Annotated in this window: 15 protein-coding genes; 9 read left to right on the top strand and 6 right to left on the bottom strand. The window is 69.0% G+C overall.

Annotated elements, in window-relative coordinates:
• Nucleotides 1–178 precede the first annotated feature (178 nt).
• Entirely contained in the window at nucleotides 179–361 is a 183-nt protein-coding gene (locus Q8791_RS04455; RefSeq protein WP_330090277.1) for a DUF397 domain-containing protein, read from the bottom strand.
• Complete coding sequence (locus Q8791_RS04450; protein WP_330090276.1) at nucleotides 358–1,164, bottom strand: helix-turn-helix domain-containing protein; 807 nt, start codon at nucleotides 1,162–1,164, stop codon at nucleotides 358–360. Before Q8791_RS04450 ends, Q8791_RS04455 begins: the two co-directional genes overlap by 4 nt.
• 273 nt (nucleotides 1,165–1,437) lie before the next feature.
• Between Q8791_RS04450 and Q8791_RS04445 the strand changes: the two genes are divergently transcribed.
• From Q8791_RS04445 to Q8791_RS04415, 7 genes are all read left to right on the top strand, one after another.
• Nucleotides 1,438–1,815 carry an ATP-binding protein gene (locus Q8791_RS04445; protein WP_330090275.1) on the top strand — a complete coding sequence of 126 codons (378 nt, stop codon included), beginning with the start codon at nucleotides 1,438–1,440 and terminating at the stop codon, nucleotides 1,813–1,815.
• 259 nt (nucleotides 1,816–2,074) lie between these two features.
• The gene (locus tag Q8791_RS04440; protein ID WP_330090274.1) at nucleotides 2,075–2,407 is read left to right on the top strand and encodes a hypothetical protein; all 333 of its coding nucleotides are present in this window, start codon (nucleotides 2,075–2,077) and stop codon (nucleotides 2,405–2,407) included.
• Between the two features lie 48 nt (nucleotides 2,408–2,455).
• Nucleotides 2,456–4,876, top strand: coding sequence for a TPR repeat region-containing protein (locus Q8791_RS04435; protein ID WP_330090273.1), 2,421 nt, complete (start codon nucleotides 2,456–2,458; stop codon nucleotides 4,874–4,876).
• Nucleotides 4,877–6,193 (top strand): outer membrane protein assembly factor BamB family protein, encoded by a 1,317-nt coding sequence (locus Q8791_RS04430; RefSeq protein WP_330090272.1) that lies wholly within the window; start codon nucleotides 4,877–4,879, stop codon nucleotides 6,191–6,193.
• 94 nt (nucleotides 6,194–6,287) lie between these two features.
• Nucleotides 6,288–7,367, top strand: a complete 1,080-nt coding sequence (locus Q8791_RS04425) for a hypothetical protein (protein ID WP_330090271.1) — start codon at nucleotides 6,288–6,290, stop codon at nucleotides 7,365–7,367.
• Between the two features lie 131 nt (nucleotides 7,368–7,498).
• Entirely contained in the window at nucleotides 7,499–8,749 is a 1,251-nt protein-coding gene (locus Q8791_RS04420; RefSeq protein WP_330090270.1) for a hypothetical protein, read from the top strand.
• An 88-nt stretch (nucleotides 8,750–8,837) separates the two neighbouring features.
• On the top strand, nucleotides 8,838–10,145 hold the full coding sequence (locus Q8791_RS04415) for an outer membrane protein assembly factor BamB family protein (RefSeq protein WP_330090269.1): 1,308 nt from the start codon (nucleotides 8,838–8,840) through the stop codon (nucleotides 10,143–10,145).
• Nucleotides 10,146–10,236: 91 nt separating this feature from the next.
• Here the strand turns inward: Q8791_RS04415 and Q8791_RS04410 are convergent, their stop codons facing one another.
• From Q8791_RS04410 to Q8791_RS04400, 3 genes are all read right to left on the bottom strand, one after another.
• On the bottom strand, nucleotides 10,237–11,142 hold the full coding sequence (locus Q8791_RS04410; RefSeq protein ID WP_330090268.1) for a 5'-methylthioadenosine/S-adenosylhomocysteine nucleosidase family protein: 906 nt from the start codon (nucleotides 11,140–11,142) through the stop codon (nucleotides 10,237–10,239).
• Between the two features lie 97 nt (nucleotides 11,143–11,239).
• On the bottom strand, nucleotides 11,240–13,195 hold the full coding sequence (locus Q8791_RS04405) for a hypothetical protein (RefSeq protein WP_330090267.1): 1,956 nt from the start codon (nucleotides 13,193–13,195) through the stop codon (nucleotides 11,240–11,242).
• Nucleotides 13,196–13,326: 131 nt separating this feature from the next.
• On the bottom strand, nucleotides 13,327–14,088 hold the full coding sequence (locus Q8791_RS04400) for a hypothetical protein (protein WP_330090266.1): 762 nt from the start codon (nucleotides 14,086–14,088) through the stop codon (nucleotides 13,327–13,329).
• Between the two features lie 116 nt (nucleotides 14,089–14,204).
• Between Q8791_RS04400 and Q8791_RS04395 the strand changes: the two genes are divergently transcribed.
• Nucleotides 14,205–14,963, top strand: a complete 759-nt coding sequence (locus tag Q8791_RS04395; protein ID WP_330090265.1) for an NUDIX hydrolase — start codon at nucleotides 14,205–14,207, stop codon at nucleotides 14,961–14,963.
• 159 nt (nucleotides 14,964–15,122) lie between these two features.
• Complete coding sequence (locus Q8791_RS04390) at nucleotides 15,123–16,091, top strand: zinc-binding dehydrogenase (RefSeq protein ID WP_330090264.1); 969 nt, start codon at nucleotides 15,123–15,125, stop codon at nucleotides 16,089–16,091.
• A gap of 267 nt (nucleotides 16,092–16,358) precedes the next feature.
• Here Q8791_RS04390 and Q8791_RS04385 read toward each other — a convergent pair whose 3' ends face one another.
• Nucleotides 16,359–18,563 (bottom strand): hypothetical protein, encoded by a 2,205-nt coding sequence (locus Q8791_RS04385; RefSeq protein WP_330090263.1) that lies wholly within the window; start codon nucleotides 18,561–18,563, stop codon nucleotides 16,359–16,361.
• Between the last annotated feature and the right edge of the window lie 303 nt (nucleotides 18,564–18,866).

The raw sequence follows: 18,866 nt of genomic DNA, 5'->3' as shown, positions 1-18,866 counted from the left end.
AGGGCGGGGTTTCGGTGAAGTGGTGGGGAAAAATTCTGCGCGGACCCGCTTTTCCCAGGTGAGGGCGGGGGTCGGAACTTTTTTCGCGAAAGTGGCGAATGGTTCTCCTGGGACGAGGAACGCGAAACGGCCCCCGTTCCCAGGTACTGGGACGAAGGCCGTCGTGGAGCGAAGGCGGTTAGCGGTCGCCCTTGAGGGTCGCGAGGAAGCCGGACCAGACGGGGCTACCGAAACTGAGGTGCCCGAGGTCGCGGTTCTGGGTGTCGCGGACCAGCGTGCTGGCCGGGCCCTCGGCGACCTCGACGCAGTCCTGGTGCGAAGCCCCGCTGTAGCTGCTCTTGTGCCACTGGACGTCACTCATAGCGGAAATCCCTCTATCGTCTCTTCGACCAGCCGCAGCGACTGTCCCGGAGTCATGGCCGCTGCCTGCAGGCGGTGGAACCTCAGTTTGAACTCTCCCACGGCGTCGGCGTCGTGCACGAACTGGCCCTTGTAGGCCGACTCCGCGTACACGATCTCCCGGTCGGGGGAGGGATCGAGCACCTTGAACGGTCCTACCAGCCCGGGATGCAGGGGTTCGCCCGTGATCTGCAAGGTTATCCGCTCACTCTCGGCGAGACCATGGATGTGCCGGAGCTGCTCCCGCATGATCGGCCCGGAATCGATGGGATCCATCAGAACCGCACGGCCGATCACCACCATCATCACGGGGGTCTCCGCGTTCTGGAAGCGCTCACCGCGGGCGATGCGTTCTCCCGCGCTCGCCTCGGTTTTGGCATGCGGTTCCCACGGAGTGCCCGCGCGCATGACCGCCATCGCGTAGCGCGACGTCTGGAGCAGCGAGGGCACCAGGAACGGATGGAACTCCAGGATGGAGGCGGCCTTCTTCTCCAGATCCTCCATCTGCCCCAGCCAGGGGATCTTGCCCGCCCTGGACAGGTCGTCCCACAGCCTCGCCAGTTCGTCACCGGTGCCGAGGACATCGTCCAGGGTCGCGAGGACGTCATCGGTCGGGGAGGTCCGGCCGCACTCCAGGTTGGACACCGCCGAACCCTTCACCCCCAGGGCCCGGCCCAACGTCTCCTGGGTCAGTCTGGCGGCGTCCCTGCGCTCCTTGAGAATCGCGCCCCACCGCTCACGGATATCTGTGCTCGCCTTCGTCATGCCTGATGTTTGCACATCCGAAATGGACAAAACGGTACTACCGTTCTTTCTTTTCGCCCGATGGAATTTCGCGAGAACTCCATCCGGGCGAATGGACTTTCACGGAAACACCATGGGGTGAGGCGGAGCCCCCGACCCGTTGCCAAGCTGACGAACGACGGCGAAGCGCAGGTCGAGGGAGTGGCAGCGATGAACGACGGTCAGGGGAACGGCGGGGCGTTGAGGCGGGCGGAACTCCCCAGGAGGATTCCGCCGCGCCTTCCAGGAGTCCGCATGGTGAGCTGGGGGTCGCTGCCCGAACAGGTCGCCTCCGCACGGCACTGGTGCTGGAACGGGACCAGGCTCAGCTACGACCGCGCCTACCCGCTCATCGCCGTCCTGTCGGAACTCCACACGAACGCCCTGCGCCACAGCGCCTCGGGGCGGCCGTGCGGGCGGGTGCGCATGGAGATGGAGGAGGACCGAGGGCTCTTCCGGGTCGCCGTGACCGACGACGGCGCCCCCGCGGACGCACCCCACGGCATCCCCGAAGTGGGGGACGGTATCGGCCTGCGCCTCGTGGAACGGTTGGCCGCCGAGTGGGGCTGGTCCGGCGCCCCCGGGCACCCGCTCACCGTGTGGGCGGTCATCGACCCCCGCACCACCGGGTGACATCCCCCAGACCCGGCGGGAGCCAGGGGGAGGGGAGCGCTGCGCCGAAGGCCCTCCCCTCCACCGTTGCACGCGCTTCCGCTGCCGTCCTCGCCATCCCTCTGACCACTTCCGGTCACCTCGGGCGTCTTGCCCCAGGTCAGGGGGAGTGACTGCCCGACCTGCCCCCGTGCCTGGATATCTTGGATGCCGGTAATCGGCTGAATACGACTGGGTCTTCCGGTTGTGCCGGAACGTATTCGCAGTCCAGAAGAGAGAAGTGGGTGAGCCTGTGTCCGGCGGCACTGGTGTGAACGCGGACGACGCCTATGCGGGCGGTTCGGCCTCGGCAGATGCGGCGGCCCGGCTCCGGGATCTACCGACCGACTTCGACGAGGCGGTCCAGGCTGCCAAGAGCGCGGTGAGCCCCGCTCCGGGCGTCACGGGATGGGGCTCCTTCGGGGCGGACCACACGCAGCACATGGTCGACGTCAAGGAGCACGCGAGGACCCTCGCGGAGAACATCCAGGACGGCTCCTACGAAGCCGCAGTGACGGACATCGAAGCGGCGGAGGAGTACCACATCCCCATCAACGGCCCCCAGCCCTTCTAGGCGTATCCCGCACGCGATCCCCTATGCCCCCAGCTTTTGGAGTACTCCTTGGCCACGCTCACCTATACCGAATGCGACATCGACCGAGGTGCTGTCGCAACTGCCAGAACCACTTTCGACGAGTTGCATGCCACGATCAGTGGCCGATCAGGTGAGTACAACACCATTACCCAGCCGGTGGGGTTCGAGTTCACGGATTTGATCGGGGAAGGCCTGAGGAGTGCCGCCGAGGAGAACCACTCCTCCTGGAGCAGCGCGATGATGGCGTGTACTCATGCCTCCGGCGTCCTCGACAAGGTCAGTACGGACGTCCAGTGGTACGAGGACAGGATCGAGGCACTCAAAGAAAGCCTCGAAACCGAAGTGGCGAACTCCAGCGATCCGGATGCAGCGAACGTCATCAACCCGATCGTCACCTACCACAACGAGAAGGCCGCAGAAGCGTGGCGGGAGCTGGAGACCCGATGTGACGTGTCCGAGGAGAATCTGCGAGGAGGCCCGACACCCGAGAACATCCGTGCCCTGGCCGAGGGCGGGCATCTGGGGGAGTACGGCCTCATCGGCTTCTACACCACCAATGACCTGGACTACTTCTACGTCGACGAGAGCCAGGCCGAGACGATCGCGATCCACATCCAGAACGCGGTCCTCCACGGTTACGACGGAAGCATCGAGGCGTTGGAGGACCACCCCGAGTACCTTGCCCTCATCGGGAACATCGTCTCACGCGCACAGACCGCCCAGCAGAACGGCGACCAGCTCCTGGACGGTGAGATCGAGTTCCTGGAGACGCTCTTCGGTGATCTGAGTGCCGTCAACAGTGACGACCCCGGCTTCCTTGCCTTCATGGACCAGGTGAACTCCAGCGAGCACATCAGCGACTCGCTCCGTGAGGACCTCAACCGAAATCTGGCGAACTCCATGCTCGTGCTCTCCGACGAGAACATCGGCGGCGGCATGGACCGGCTTCCGCAGGACGTCGTCGACGTCATGGACGTGCCCGACTTCCCCGATGTGAACTCCATCCACCACGACTCGGACGCCTACGGCTTCATGGACGCCTACAGCGACTGGGGCGAGCCTTTCACGACGTTGAGCAACTTCCTCGACAGCGCCGGGCCCGGAATGCAGGGCGGAACGGAGTTCTCCACCACGCTGATGGGGACCGTGGCCGCCACGCTCGACATCCCCTACTTCGCCGCCGGCGAGCCCGGGGACGAGCACTTCCAGAACGTCATCGAGGTCGCCTCGCGCAACGACGAGGCGAACTACATCATCCTGACGGGCGAGGACTTCGAGGGGAACGAGTTCGAGCACCACGAGAGCCACGGGAACCTCACCCCGGAGAAGATCCTGGAGACCTTCTACACCCACGACTGGCAAGACGACGGTGCTGCAGTGAGTGGCATCACCGACTGGATCGGCCAGAGTAGGGGCGTGGACGTCGGTGAGGTCACCGACGAGATCCGGGGGACCGCTCTGGCGAGCCTGATGGCGACGATGGAGACCCCTGAGTTCCAGGAGGCCATTTTTGCGACCGGCCATAATATCAATGAACAAGTGGGCAGTGGGGATTCGGAAGAGGAAGTTCTCTGGATGGACGTGTCGGCTGGCTACCTGAACGGGCAGCTGGCCGATGGCTTCGGAGATATCTTTATTTCCTACATGGACGAGTTCTCGGACTCGGACGGGCTTCCGGGAAACAAGGATGTTGGCCACGGTTGGAATGAAGAACTCGGTCGCGTTGAGCTCTCGGCAGAGAGTCGTTTGGCATTCACCCAGTTCATTATGGGAGACCCGGATGCTGCTGCGCGGGTGTACGGGGAGGTGTCCATGCACACGGCGGAGGGTATGGAAAATTATGCGAACAGTAGCGGTGAAAGGGATCATACTCCCACGGTCCTTTCGGGGAGTCTGCAGGGGCTCGTCGATAATGCGCTGTTGAATGAAAGTGCGATTCGTTCGCATGTGCATAACGATGCTGCCGCGTACCATAACAAGGTGACGGGTGCGGCTGTGGATGTGATCGGTGGCTTGGCTGGGGATAGGAATGTGTCCGGCTTCGTCGTCGAGATGGCAAAGTTTGCTGCCAAGGAATCCCTGTCGATTCCCGAGAATCCCGAGGAGACCCGGGTTCCCGTTATCGAGGATTGGGCTCACGATGAGAAGCTGATGGGATTTGCTATCTCTGCTGCGGCGAATGCAGATCCTGATCTTATGGATGATCTCGTGGAGTTGGGGGCGGTGCGGGAAGACGATGGAGGGGGTCGGTATGTCCCTGTGGATCATGCTCAATGGGATGGGAAGAATTCGGACGGCACCTTCCAGACGGTATTCGACAGCTTGGATGAGAGGCCATGGCTGGACGGTGAGGGGAGTATGGCGAATGCGGTTCACAACTACTTGAGTGCGTTTGACAGGACCGGGGATAAATGGGAGTCGGTTTCCGTGTGGAGGCCTGAGAACTGAGTGGAACACGACATGGTTTGGCTCGATCGATCTGGAAGATCCGTGCGAATTCGATTCTCTATTTTCTTTCTCCCGATTTTCATCGTCGGGTGTTCTTCCCAAGGGCACGAGGTCACGGAATCCGTCGTGGAGCTGGAACACCGGTCGGCCGTGAGTGAGATCGCGTGGGACTGGGCTGCGCCAGACAGTTCACGGTCTGCGGTGTTCCCGGTACCCGGCGGCGTGGCGGTCCTCCAAGCAGCCGGAGTCGTCGTCCTGTCAGGGGAGACCGGTGAGGAGCTCTGGCAGTACCGGATCTCCGAGGGGGAGGTCTCGGGAAACGTCTCCGACGACGGCCGTCACGTCGTGCTCCGGTCGGAAGGCGACACCGGGGAGGGCACGGGAGGGACGGAGCTGACCGTTCTCGACTCGGGCACCGGCGAGATCGTGCGCGAGTTCGACTCCAGCGATGTCGAGGCTGTTGAACGTGTCGGCTTCGCCCCGCAGATCGGAGAGTCTCTCAGCGGCGTCACGGGCGACATCTGGGTCGTCCAGGACGAGGCGGGGGTGACCGCCCACCAGTTGGAGGACGGCGAGGTCCTGTGGTCGTCGGCCACGGCCGACCTGGCCGCGTGTGCGGCTGTCGGATCCGTCGATGACCTCGCGGTCCTCGAAGACGTCGTGGTCGCCGCCTTCACCTGTTACGAGCAGCCGGAAGGCGAAGATCCGGTCGACATGACGGAGGGACGGGAGTTCGTCTCAGGGCTGGCGGGGATCGATCCCACCACTGGTGAGGAGCTGTGGCGGTCCGAGGGCCAGGCCGGATTGTTCCCAGCAGACTCCCACAGCAGGGTGCTGACAGTTCAGGGCAGTGGTTTGATCGTCGTCGAGTACCCCTACGAAGAGGTCCGTCAGCTGGCCGACCCCTCCACTGGTGACGTGACGGATCTCGGACGGAACAACGTCCTGTGGTCGAATTCCGACGGCTCCGAACTGGGGGTCTGGCACGCCGAGTCCAGGGACTACCGACACGAAGGACGTTCCGGTGAGGTTCTCGCGAGTTTCACGGAGGAGGCCGGTGCCGCGCCCGCGCCCACCGTCAGCGGCGGTGGGTTCCTCGGTCTGGAGGACGGAGTCCTCTACCTGGCGGAGGAGGTCGAAGGAGGGGAGGATGCGCCGGTGCTGGCCTACTTCGCCGGTTTTCAGGGGGCTTCCGAGATCACAGCCGACTGGGATGCGCAGAGGACGGAGGTCCACGACGTTGTGTCCGTGCCCGGTGCTGTTGCGGTCTCCTATACCGACGGCGAAGGACGGAGCGGTGTCATCGGACTGCGCTAGAGGATGTCCGGGGCGCCTGCACCCCTGGGCGTATGCGGCTGCCGGGATCGCCGTGGTGGTACTGGGGGCCGGGTGCGCGGCTCAGGGGGAGACGGTGGCGGATCCCGAGGTCGCTGACGAGGCACGTGGCGCGTTCACCATGGCTGAGGTGGGGGCGGTGGAGGAGTTCCTGGCGGACCACCCGCGGGGGCCGGCAACGGAGTTGCTGGCCACCGGTTCCGGGGTGCTCGCCCTGTTCGACGACCAGGTCGGCTCCTTCGGCGTGGATCCGGTAGCGGAGGCCTGGTGTCACGAGATCTCGGAGCCTGTGCGTGACGTGTCCGTGGCGAGCACCGGAGAGTCTGTACTGCTGCGGTACGGAGCCGATGTGGGGCCCGTGTCAGGTGAGCGGGTCACGGTGCTGGACGCAGACCGGGGCCGAACCCTGGAGTCCTACATCGACAGGGGTGAGCCGGTTCCGGGGGAGGGCCAGTTGCTTGGCGACGTATGGGTGACGGCTGAATCCTGGGACGTGCTGAGGGCCCGGCAGATCTCTGACGGTGACATCGCATGGGAACACAGCCTTGCCGGGATGTGCTCCGCCGGGGAGACAGAGGACATCGATTTCGCGGCTGCCGGGATCCAGTTGCTGATCGCCTACGCCTGCGAGGAGGACGGCACGGCTCACGCCGCGATGCTCGACGGTGGTACGGGAGAACCGTTCTGGGAGCAGACCTGGACGGGCGCTGAAGCGCCCCGAGTCAACGTGGTGCATGAGCACACGGTTCCGGGAGGCACGGACGACCCGGTCTCCCGGATGCTCGCCGAGGATTTGAGCGGTGAGTTCCTCTTCGTGTACGGGAGCGAGACGAATGGAGTGGAACCGTTCGTCCCCGAGCCTTGGCGGAGCGCGCCGGGGGTGGGCGAGTACGCGGCCGAGCTCCTGGAGGACTTCGAGGTGGCACCCCGTGAGCTCGTCCTGCACTCAGTTCCCCGAGCGCATATGCACGACCACGTTCTCCTGAGCGCCGTCCGGTGGTTGGTCGAGGAGGACGGTGTCCCCTTCTCCATGGATGACATCGATGAATCGTTGTTGATCGACGGTGAGGTCGTGCAGAATCCCCGTCAGTGGACGGTGGGAGCACCCGGTGACGTCTCGGCTCTTCTGGTCGAAGTCGAGGAGACCTTCTCCTAGCCCGACCTTGTTCCAGTGGGCCGTGCAAAGAGGTGCCCTTCGGGGAGAAAGGATGATCGGTGTCCGGTGGAGGGAATGCGGTGTCCGCAGGCAGAAGGCTCTTTTGCGTCTCGGCCGCTGTTCCTGTGGTGATGTCCTTCTCCCTGCTCGTCACCTCCTGCTCGCTCCCCGGCGGGGACGCCGATCCGGAAGGCGCGGAAGAGGTCCCGGAGCCGTCGGCCGTCGCGTCGGTGAGCGGTATCGGATGGGAGTGGGAGGCACCCGAAGGCCGCACGATCGAGAGGGTGGAGCCCGTTCCGGCCGGGGCGGCGGTCGTGTTGGACACCGGGGTCGTGGTCCTGCACGGGCAGACCGGCGATGAGGTCTGGAGCCACCTGGCCCCGACCGGGGCGAGGTTCACTGCGACCCGCACTGTCGACGGCTCGGCCTTCCTGGTCGCCCACGGCGCCGAGGATGTCGCTGTTCCTGAGGAGAGCGTGGTGCTCGACGCCGCCACGGGGGCGGAAGAGGGAGAGTTCCGGGTCCTGGAGGACACGGCGCCCTGGGGCCTGTGGCGGGTCAGCCGCGATGAGCGGGTGTCCCGTCCGGCCGGCGTGTCAGAGGAGTTCCGTCCGATCTCGGTTGCTGAGGTGGGGACCGGTGAGTTGCGGTGGGAGCAGGAGGAATCACTGGAGTGCGAGGCCGCACCAGGGCTTCCAGCCCAGCAGGTCGACGCGCTGCTGCACGAGTCAGTGCTCGCGGTCCTGGTCACGTGCAGCCCTGAGCAGCAAGAGGAGTCCATGGAGGTGACCACTGCGGTCGTCGGCCTGGACCTTGGGGACGGTGGCGAGCTCTGGCGGGAGGAGTTCACCTACGAGGCGGCGGGCCCCTTCCCCGTGACCTCGATCTCCCTTGAGGGAGACGCGGTCGTCCTCCAGGGGGTGCAGCTCCCTGAGGCACACGTCATCGATGCCTCTGCCGGGGAGATCGTTGCCAGCACTCCGCAAGACGTGGTGGGGATGTTCGGTGGCGACATCCTGGCGTGGGACGGAAGTTCCGGGGCCGGCGGTCGGTACGACCTGCTCGGGTCGGATCTGGAAACGGTGGAGTCCGTCGAACTCTCCCGTTCGGGCGGGTCCCTCGTGAGCGAGGAGGACGTCCTCCCTCTCGGTGACGGTCTGGTCAGTGTGGAGTTCCTGGAGGAGGGCGGTGCCTCGTCCGGGCTCACCCTCGGTTTCACTCCGTGGGGCGCCGCTGAGACCGAGGTGCTCGACGCCGGTTTCCCGATCGGCGCCGACGACTATTTCGACAGGTTCACGGGGCAGGTGGTCGAGGTTCCCGGCGCTGTTGTGCTGGTGGACGGAAGGTCGTCGGAGCCCACGCAGTTGGTCGCCTACCAGTGAGTGCCCCCGCTCCTGAGCGTGTCAGGGACCGGTGTCCCGGGTTCGGGCCTGCTGCTGGTACATCGCGATTCCGAAAGGGAACTCCTTGATGAGACACGGGGTAGCCGTCGCTGCGGCGGCCGCTTTTCTACTCACATCCTGCGCATCGACCGGTGGTCAGGGCCAGGACGGATCGGGTGGCTCGTCGGGGTCGCCCGAGGAGATCGCGGACCTCGAACGGCCGGGCTCCGTCAGCGGCGTCGCGTGGACGTGGGAGGCGCCCGAGGGTGTCGCCGACCTCGCCGGTGTCCATGCCGTTCCCGGCGGTGTCGCCGCTGTGGTGGACGACGGGGTGATCGGTCTCTCGGGGGAGAACGGCGGCGTCATGTGGGAGCACCGGGTACCTGGAAGCGAGGTGTTCGGTGCGGTGGCGGGCCAGGGGCGGTACTTCGTGCTCCAGGTCCTGGACCCCGATGCCCCGCAGACGCAGCCGAGGATGATCGTCGTCGACCTTTCCACGGGTGAGTCCGTCCACGACTACGAACTGCGGGACGGGGACAGCGCGTCCGGGCTCGTGAGGGGCGGACTGTCCGGCGTCGCAGGTGATCACTGGATCACCGTGGAGGAGGACGAGACCCTGGTGGCCCATGAGTTGGGCAGCGACTCGCCCGCCTGGACTGTTCCGAACGTGGCCGGATGCGATGACGTCGGCAGCGTCGACCGGACCGCTGCGACGGACGCCGTCCTGGTGGCGGCATTCACGTGCTACGAGCAGCCGGAGGACGAGGCCCCTGTCGAGATGACCGAGGGGCAGGAGTTCGCGTCGGGGTTCGCGGGGTTCGATCCGGCGACGGGCGACGAACTGTGGCGGACCGAGGCACCGATGGGCATGTTCCCCGGGGACGCACACGAACGTGATCTCACAGTCCACGAGAGCGGGATGGTCACGGCCTACTACCCCTACGAACAGGTCGGGCAGGTCATCGACGCCGACACGGGTGACGTCGAGGCCCTGGACGGGGGAGAAGTCCTCTGGTCCAGCGACGACGGCTCCCTCGTGGGGATGTGGGACGGGCGTACGCGCGGCTACCGGATCCAGGAGTCCGGCGGAGAGGTGCGGGAGAGCCTGGGCGACAGCCGGGCCGGTGCGGGCACGGCGATCATCAACGCACTTCAGGGCGATATCGAGACAGTCGGGCTGGAGGGCGGGGTGCTCCACATGGGAGACCTCTTCGAGGGTGGGGCGGGCGAGACGGAACTGGCCGCCTTCGAGGGCTTCGAGGAGACCGTGCCGGTCACGTTCTCGTGGGACTCCGAGGCCTCCATGGAGGTGGATGAGACCGTCGTCGTGCCGGGCGCCGTCGCCGTCTCCTACATCGACCACTCCGGAAGCAGTGGGGTCATGGGCCTGCAGTAGGCCGACCGGAGCGGACGGCACGAGGGCACCGTTGCCAAGTACCGGCCGTCCGGGGCGCGGGGCTGGTCCCCGCGCCCGGGACCGGAGGCCCCTACCCCTCGGAGCCGAAGAGGTCGAGGAACTCGGCGGCGAAGGCCGCCGCGTGGGCGGCGGCGATCGGCTGCCACAGGGTGTCCGAGGCCTCGTCCTTACCGCTGAGCAGATCCGAGACGCCCCGGATGACCAGGGAGTGCGTCCCCGACGACAGGTAGGCGCTGCGCAGGAACCCGTAGCCCTCCATCTCCACCGCGACCGCGTCGCCGCAGTGCTTCCGCAGCCGCTCCGCGGTGAGCGCGTCCCGGTGCGCCACGACCTTGTTCCCCGAGGCCACCGGCTTGACGAAGGCCCTGGGCGGTTCCGGCAGGCGGCTCGTCAGCGCACGCCGGTTCCACTCCTGTCGGAACACCACGTCCATGGCCCGCTGCACGGCGGCGTGGGACGGGGCCGCCGTCTTGGCCCGCGAACGGAAGTCCCCGTCGTCCTCCTTGCCGGTCTCGTAGTCGTAGATGGCGTCGGCCACCACCACGTCGCCCAGCCGGACGTCCTTGACGCCGCCGGCCACCCCGACGAACAGGATGACCTCGGGGGCGAAGGCCGTGCGGGCCCTCTCCAGGGACACCCCCGCGTCCACGTTGCCCGGTCCGACCTGCACCAGCGCGACCCTGCGGGACCGGCGGTCCCCGCTGAGCGTGCCGATCCGGTACAGGGTCCCGTTCTCGCCGTGCTCCTCGAACGGGCCGGTCAGGTGCGCGGCCACCGCCGCGTACTCACTGTCGATCGCGGTGACCACGACCGCGTCCGCCACCGGGCCGCGTCGGGCGTGCCGTCCGCCGGACGCCGCCGCCGAGGGCTCGGGCGCGGCCGGCCCCTTGTTGACGGTGGTGCTGCCGGAGCCGAAGTTCATGCCGTCGGCGTTCTGCGTCCCGTAGACCTGGTTGCCGTGGTTGATGTCGCCCATGTTCCTGTCTCCACACCTTCATCCGTGACTCTGCCTGCGTGTGTGCCCGCGTCCGGGGCCGCACCCGTGCACGGGTGCGGCCCCGGGAACGGAGGGCCTACCTCGGGGCGGGGCGGCCGGAGCCTCCCCTGCCCGCCCCGGAACCCCGGCCGGAGACGGCGGGCCCGGAGGCGGGTGCGGCGCCCCTGCCGCCGCCGGGCCCCTGCCCGGCCCCCTTGTTGACGGTGGTGCTGCCGGAGCCGAAGTTCATGCCGTCGGCGTTCTGCGTGCCGAAGACCTGGTTTCCGAAGTTGTTGTTGATGTTCTGGAGGATCTGGGCGACCTGTTCGGTGCTGTAGCCCGTCTCCCGCAGCACGTCCCGGACGCAGACGAGTACCTTCTCCGGAACGGCCGCGGTGACGCGCCTGATGTCGTGGGCCTGGAAGAGCTGGTCCAGCCGGGTCGTGGCAGACCGCTCCCGGACGCCCATCCGGGGGGAGTAGTCGAAGAAGTCCTGGTTGACCCGGGCCCAGGAGTACAGCCGGTTGTTCGCGTCGGTGGCTGCCCGGGACCTGTTCCAGGCGAAAGCCTCGGCCGGCAGGGCCCAGAGGTCCTCGGGGACACCGCGGACCGAGGCCCAGAGCAGCCGTCCCACGTCGGCCGGGTCCGAGCCGAGGGGGAGGGGACCGTAGGGGACCTGGTGGTCGGGGGAGATCGGCGGCATCACCACGGTCTCGCCCTCGATGTGCAGAAGCCCGCCCTGGGTGGTCAGCCTGACGAACACGGTGACCACGACCTGGCTCTCCCACATGCTGACGCCGATCTCCAGGAAGTGCCGGGCGCGCTCGTGGAAGGCCTCGACGAATCCGCTGACCCACGCCTCCCGCAGTGCCCATCGGTCCGTGTCGATCAGGACCGGGGCCAGAACCGAGACGTCGTCCTGCCGTACCCCGGGGAGGAACACGCAGTCGGCCACCTCGACCTCGCGCCGGGTGGTGGTCCGGGTGCCCTCGGTACCGGAGAGCAGGGGCATCTCGACGCGCAGCCTGCCGTAGAGGCGCTCGATCAGCGCGGAGCCCACCACCGTGGGACCGGTCCCGTCCGCGTCCCGCGCGTCCTCGCCCGCCTCCCCGGTGTCCGAGCCGTAGGGGGCGCCCGCGGCACCAGCGGCCCCGGCCGGTCCGCCATGCCCCCGTGGCGGCGCCGTGCGCTCGTCGACGGTCGCGGCGGGGAGGAGCTTGAGCGTCACCGGCCAGGAATCGTAGGACACCCCGGCGCCGACGAAGGGCGTGAACTCGCTGTAGAAGGCCACCGGAACGGTACCGACACCGCTGCCCTTCCACGGGCGTCCCGCCCCTGTCCGGATGGCCTGGAGCGCGGTGTTGGTCCTCAGCCGCACCCAGTAGCCGAGGCCGACCACGGCGGAGAGCAGCAGGAGGAAGGCGAGCCAGGTCGGGATCAGGCCGCCGAGCCCCACGTCGCCCGCATCCTGGGAGAGCCCGCCGGAGGAGCCGAAAGGATCGTCGGAGCCGGTGAACGGTTCCAGCAGTGCGCCGAGGAGCGCGAACACCGCGACGGAGCCGACCACCACGATGAGCACCCAGGCCACGCAGCCCAACCGCGCCGTCGACCCCCGGCGGGCGCGGTGGCGTGCCACGCCGCCCAGGACCGCGGACAGGACGAGGGCGGTCGCCCCGGCGAGGAAGTTGAAGAGGAGGAGGCCGACCGCGAGGCCGAGGAACCAGGCGCCCGCCGCGGCCCGGACGTTGCGCGCCCTCCGGCACTCCTCGGTGACCCGTCCGGCGTCCAGCCCGGGCTCCCGGGCCAGGGTGCGGTGGGGGTTCTCCTGCCGCTCCCGGAGGACGTCGGCGCGGAAGGCCGCGTCCGTCCAGGCGGCGCAGCTCAGGCGGGTGGTCGAGTCGTACTGGGGAGGTCCGGCCGCGGCCTCCACGCTCGACACGGGCTCGGGCACGGGCCCGGTTCGACCGTCGGGACCGTGGGGGTGGTGTCCGCCGGGAGGTCCGGCCTCCTGCCGGGCGGAGTGCCCGTTGTGCTCTGCTCTTGGTTCGGTCACGACTGGCTCCTTCTGATTCCGGAGCGCCTCACGGCGCCCGGTCTCGGACGGATGGGGGACAAGGGGGTCGCGGGGCGACCCGGGCGGGGGCCCTGCTGCCGTCGCAGCCGCGGACCCCGGTCGCGGGTCCGTCAGGCGCCGGGTGCGGACGCGGCGTCGGGGATCCTGCCGGACTCCCACGCGGTGTCGAAGATCCGGAGCGCGAAGTCGTACAGGGACCCGGATCGGTGCGCGACGATACACGGGGAGTTACGCCCGTGTGCCCCGTTCTGGTACAGCGTGAGGAAGACGAGATTGTCGGTGGCGATGATCCGGTACAGGTGCGGCAGCTCGTAGAACCTGATCTCGGTGTTCGCCAGGTCCCGGGTGGCCTCGGACAGGTAGTGGAAGTTGGCGAGCACCTGCTCGGCGAGCAGGCCGCGGCCGAAACCGGGGTCGAGCGAGATCAGCTCCGCCTCCCGCCGGTCCAGCCAGGACGCCGGGCCCCCGTCGCGGAGGGCGGCGGCGGAGCCCTGCCGCTCCACCGGGCCCTCCCCTGCGGCCTCGGGCGAGGCAGAGGGGTCGGACCCGGTGGAGACCGGGTCGGGCAGGAGCACCCGGACGTGGTCCGGCGGCCGTCCTCCGCCGCTCCACAACGGCGCGAAGCCGTCCCGGGTGAGCTCGTTTCCCCGCCCGACCATGACGCGGAGCCAGCGCGCCCGGCGGATCTCGCCGGACAGCTCGGCCCTCGCGTCGTCCTGGTGCCGGTGGACCCGCAGTACTCCGAGCCCGCTGAGGCGGGCGACCGCGGCCAGGAGCCACCGGCGCAGACGCCGGGACAGCAGACCCCCGAGTCCGACGGTGACGGCCGTGGCGGCCAGCGAACTGGTGACACCGAGCATGAACTCCGTCAACGTGGGCTCCTCGCGTGGGTTCCGACTGTCCTCGATCGGTAGGGAATTTTTCTGGTCATCTTGACCATAATGGCAGTCCGAGTTTTGGTCAAGGAGACCTTGAGTAGGTTGGCAGAATGACGCACAGCGCCCCACCCGCAGTTCCCCGGTTCCCGGTCTCCGTCACGGTCGACCTGGTCATCTTCACCGTCCGCGACGACGCCCTCCACGTGCTCCTCGTCGAACGGGGCAAGCAGCCTTTCCTGGGCGGCAGCGCGCTCCCCGGCGGCTACGTGCGCCCCGACGAGGGCCTGGACGAGGCCGCGCTCCGCGAACTCCGGGAGGAGACCGGCCTGGACGGCAACCGGCTCCACCTGGAGCAGCTGCGCTCCTACGGGACCCCCGGCCGCGATCCGAGAGGCCGCGTCATCACCGTCGCCTACCTGGCGCTCGGTCCGGACCTCCCCGTCCCGGTGGCGGGAACCGACGCCGCCCACGCCTTCTGGGCCCCCGTGGAGGACGCCCTGGGCGCGGGCTTCGGCCTCTCCTTCGACCACGCGACGATCCTGGCCGACGCGGTCGAGCGCGCCCGCTCCAAACTGGAGTACACGACCGTGGCCACGAGCTTCTGCCGCGAGCCCTTCACGGTCAGCGACCTGCGGCACGTGTACGAGGTGATCTGGGGGATCTCCCTGGACCCCAGCAACTTCCGGCGCAAGGTCACGAAGACGGCGGGCTTCCTCGAACCGACGGGCGAGCGCCGCACCGCCGAGGCGGGCCGACCCGCCGCCCTGTACCGGTTCGGCGGGGCCGAGGTGATGTACCCGCCGCTCCTGCGCTCCGGGGACATCGCCCGGAAGGCACGGGGAACCGGGAGCGAGCCCGGCGGCGGGTGACACCGGCGGGAGACCGCACGTGCGCCCGCGCGCAGGGCGGACGGCGGGGGAGCGGGGCCCGAGCGGCCCGGGAACGGGCGGGAAGCCCGGGACGACGCACCGGGACCCGCCGGGCCCCGGGGGTAGAACCCGGTTCGGGCGGCGTGGTTGGCTACCGTCATGTTCGCCATCACCGCAGCACGCATCGCGCCCGAGGACCCGCTCTCCGGACTGGAGGCGGGCGAACGCCCCGACCCCGAACCCCGTGAGGGGTGGACGGTGGTCGACGTCAGGGCGGCGGCCCTCAACCACCACGACCTGTGGAGCCTGCGCGGCGCGGCGCTCAGCGAGAAGAACCTGCCGATGGTCCTGGGCACCGACGCGGCCGGCGTCGACGAGGACGGCAACGAGGTCATCGTGCACGGCGTCATCGGCGACCCCGCGGCCGGAGGCGGCGACGAGACCCTCGACCCCCGCAGGTCGCTGCTCTCGGAGGTGTACGACGGCGGCCTCGCCGAGAGGATCGCCGTGCCCCGCCGCAACCTGGTGCCCAAACCGCCGGAGCTGAGCTTCGAGGAGGCCGCCTGCCTGCCCACCGCGTGGCTCACCGCCTACAGCATGCTCTTCGGCAAGGCCGGCCTGCGGCCCGGCTCGACCGTGCTGGTGCAGGGCGCCGGGGGCGGGGTGGCGGCGGCCCTCATCCGACTGGCGTCGCACGTCGGACACCGCGTGTACGCCACCAGTCGCAGCGAGACCAAGAGGGAGAGGGCCGTCGCCCTGGGCGCCCACGCGGCGCTGCCCACGGGCGAGAGGCTGCCGGAGAAGGTCGACGCCGTCTTCGACTCGGTCGGACAGGCCACCTGGGGCCACTCCCTGCGCTCCCTCACACCGGGCGGCGCGATCATCACCTGCGGCGCCACCAGCGGCGACGCCCCCTCGGCCGAACTCAACCGGGTGTACTTCCTCCAGTTGCGGGTCATCGGCTCCACCATGGGCACCAGGGAGGAACTGGACGCCCTGGCGCGGATGTGCGCCCGGACCGGGGTGCGCCCAGAGATCGACCGGGTGCTCCCCCTGGCCCGGGCCAGGGAGGGCTTCCAGGCGATGCTCGACGGCGACCTCTTCGGCAAGGTCGTCTTCACCGTCTGATCCTGCCCGCGCAGCCCGCACAACCCCCGCTCAACCCGGTGGAACCCCGCGCCCGCCACCGGCGCCCGGACGCGAGCGTCCCGCCCGTGGGAGCCGGCCCCGCCCCGCCGGGCGGCCCGGTTCCCCGCCCCGTCCACGCCGCGCAGGCGGGACGGTCCGGGCCCGGGCACACGGGAGGGCCGGGACGCGGTCGGCGTCCCGGCCCTCCCCGCGGCGGTCAGCGGGGGGACGGCCTGCCTGCCGCCCTCGCCCCGCCCGGCCCGCTCGCTACTCGTCGTCCTCGTCGTCGTCGCGACGGCGCTTCTTCTTGCCGTCCCGGCCAGGACGCAGCAGCGCCTCGGCCAGGGCGAGCACCGTCTCCTCCAGGGAGGAGAACCGCTTGGTGATGTCGTCGTGCGAGTTCTCGACCGCCTCGGTGACGGTCTCCTCCAGCTCGTGGCGGTCCGGGCGCTGCTTCAGCTCGCGCAGCACCGGGGCCACCGCCGAGGTGACGTGCTCGTCGATCTCGTCCAGCTTGCCGGAGTGGTCCAGCTGCGGCCGGTCGACCAGGTCGGTCAGACGGCGGTGCAGCTCGCTGACCTCCATGGTCTGCGGCAGCTGGTTGAGCCGCTGGTTGAGCGCCTCCAGCCGGTCGTCGATGGCCTCCATGCGGCCGTCCACGCCGTCGAAGTGCCCGCTGACACCCTCGAACTGGCCCTCGACGCCGTTGATCCGGCCGTCCACGCCGTCCAGGCGGCCGTTGACACCGTCCATCCGGCCGTCGATGCGGTCGATCTTGCCCTCGACGGACTCGAAGCTTCCCTCGAAGTGCCCCTCGAAGGTGTCGAACCTGTCGGTGAGGCGGCCCAGCTCGTGGTCCACCTTGCCGGTGATCTGCGAGAGGTGGTTGTCGACCTTGCCCGTCAGCGCCTCGCGCTGGCGCTCCAGACGCTCGTCCAGCGCGCTGCGGTGCCCCTCGACCTGCTCGGTGAGCGCCGCGGTCAGCGAACGGTGCCGGTCCTCGGACTCCGTGGACAGCGTGGCGCCGGACTCCCGCACGAACTCGCGCAGCTGCGCGAACCCGGCGGTGACCCGCTCGGAGTCCTCGGAGATCCGCGTGCCCAGGGCGTCGGTGCGCTCGGCGAGCGCCTCGCGCAGCCGCTCGGACGTGGACTCGGCGTGCTCCCGGGTCTCGGTCCGGCCCAGCTCCATCTCCTCGTTGAGCTCGGCCAGGCGCTGGCGCAGGTGGGTGCGCAGCTCGGCGAGCGACGACTCGTGGTTCTCCCGCAGCTTGGAGAGCGAACCCGTGACGTCGGCGACGGCGGCGGTCGCCTCCGCGTGGTTCTCCTCGGCCTGCGTGCTGAGGTAGCCGATGCTCTCGGTGACCTTGGCGGTCAGCGCCTCGTGCTTCCCGGTGAGGGCCTCGTGGCGCTCGCCGGACGCGGTCGCCAGGGCGGTGAGCTCCCCGGCCAGGGCGGTGGTGCGCTCGCCCAGCTCGCCGGTGTTCTCCTGGAGGCGGGACAGCAGAGTCTCGTGCTGCTCGGCGGTGCGCTCCTCCACGGAGGCGCGCAGCTCGGCCGTGCGCTCCGCGATGGCGGTGCGGAGCTCGGCGGCCTGCTCCTCCGCGGAGGAGCGGAGGTCGCCGGTACGCTCCTCCACGAACGAGCGCAGCTCGTCGGAGGTCTCCGCGACCTTGGCGGTGACGGTCTCGCCCAGGCGGGTGTCGGCGGCGACGAGGGCCTCGCGGCTCTCGGTGACGGCGTCCGCCAGGCTCTCGCGCCCGGCCTCGACGGCCGCGGTGATCTCGGTCCGTCCGGCGGCCAGCGCCTCGGCCAGCTCGGTACGGCTCTCGGCCAGGGAGCCGGAGAGCTCGGTGCGGCTCTCGGCCAGAACGGTGACGACGGCCTCGTGCCTCTCGCCGGAGACCTCGGACAGCGCGGCCAGCGAGGCCTCGACGGCCTCGGTCTTGGCGGTGAGGGCGGCGAGGGCGGTGTCGAGGGAGTCCAGGCGCGTGCCCACGGTCTCGCTCAGCCCGTTCAGGCGCTCGCCGAGCTCGGTGACCTGCTCGGCGGTCCGGTTCCCGGTCTCGGCCATCCGCTGGAGGCGGGTGAGCGCGGTGTCCAGGTGGCCGGCGATGCGCTGGGTGTCGGCCCGCAGGGACGGCATGTCGGACAGCGGCTTGACCTGCTGCCCGACGACCTCGATGTGCTCGGCGAGGGTCTCGGCCCATTCCGGGGGGCGGGCCAGGAAGTCGTCGATGCGTCCGTTGACCGTGGTGACGGCCTCGGCGAGGGAGGTGAGCTCGCGCTCGCGCAGTTCGCGGAGCAGCCACTCCATCCCTTCGAGGCGCTGGCGCATCTCCTCGCTGACCGCGCCCTGCGACTTCTGCTCGGAGACGTGCTCCTGGGCGGCCTGGGAGAGCAGGTCGCGCATCCGGTCGGAGACACCGGACTGACCTCCCCCGTTGAGGAAGTTGTGGTTGGTCTGTTCCACCGAGGTGCTCCTTTGGTTCTGGCGCTCCCGTGCCCATACGGGGGAGTGGACGGTTCCGGACGGGTCGGGTTCCCGATGGTCCCCGGGCGGGCGGCGCTCCCGCGACGGTTACCGCCTCATCGTGACTGGAGTGTGACTGTCCGTATATGCCCGGGGCAGGGTCCAGGATCCGACCGAACCTCGGGGCGGGCCACTCACATGAGCCTTCCGGGTGAATCCATGAGAAGGGAAAGACTTCAGCGGTCGTCAGTTTAACGACCGGGGCACCTCCGCCCCCAGGGGACGGCGAAAGATCTGGGTGAG

This window comes from Nocardiopsis codii (genome assembly GCF_036327455.1).
GTDB lineage: Bacteria > Actinomycetota > Actinomycetes > Streptosporangiales > Streptosporangiaceae > Nocardiopsis > Nocardiopsis codii.
Note: the sequence above shows the minus strand (reverse complement) of the source record. Positions and strands in the feature narration are given on the sequence as shown.

Bases quoted from the DNA above. Each gene is read 5' to 3' on its own strand.
- Q8791_RS04390 (WP_330090264.1), top strand. From the start codon at position 15,123: ATGTTCGCCATCACCGCAGCACGCATCGCGCCCGAGGACCCGCTCTCC.
- Q8791_RS04455 (WP_330090277.1), bottom strand. From the start codon at position 361: ATGAGTGACGTCCAGTGGCACAAGAGCAGCTACAGCGGGGCTTCGCAC.
- Q8791_RS04395 (WP_330090265.1), top strand. From the start codon at position 14,205: ATGACGCACAGCGCCCCACCCGCAGTTCCCCGGTTCCCGGTCTCCGTC.
- Q8791_RS04445 (WP_330090275.1), top strand. From the start codon at position 1,438: ATGGTGAGCTGGGGGTCGCTGCCCGAACAGGTCGCCTCCGCACGGCAC.
- Q8791_RS04450 (WP_330090276.1), bottom strand. From the start codon at position 1,164: ATGACGAAGGCGAGCACAGATATCCGTGAGCGGTGGGGCGCGATTCTC.
- Q8791_RS04410 (WP_330090268.1), bottom strand. From the start codon at position 11,142: ATGGGCGACATCAACCACGGCAACCAGGTCTACGGGACGCAGAACGCC.
- Q8791_RS04415 (WP_330090269.1), top strand. From the start codon at position 8,838: ATGAGACACGGGGTAGCCGTCGCTGCGGCGGCCGCTTTTCTACTCACA.
- Q8791_RS04420 (WP_330090270.1), top strand. From the start codon at position 7,499: ATGTCCTTCTCCCTGCTCGTCACCTCCTGCTCGCTCCCCGGCGGGGAC.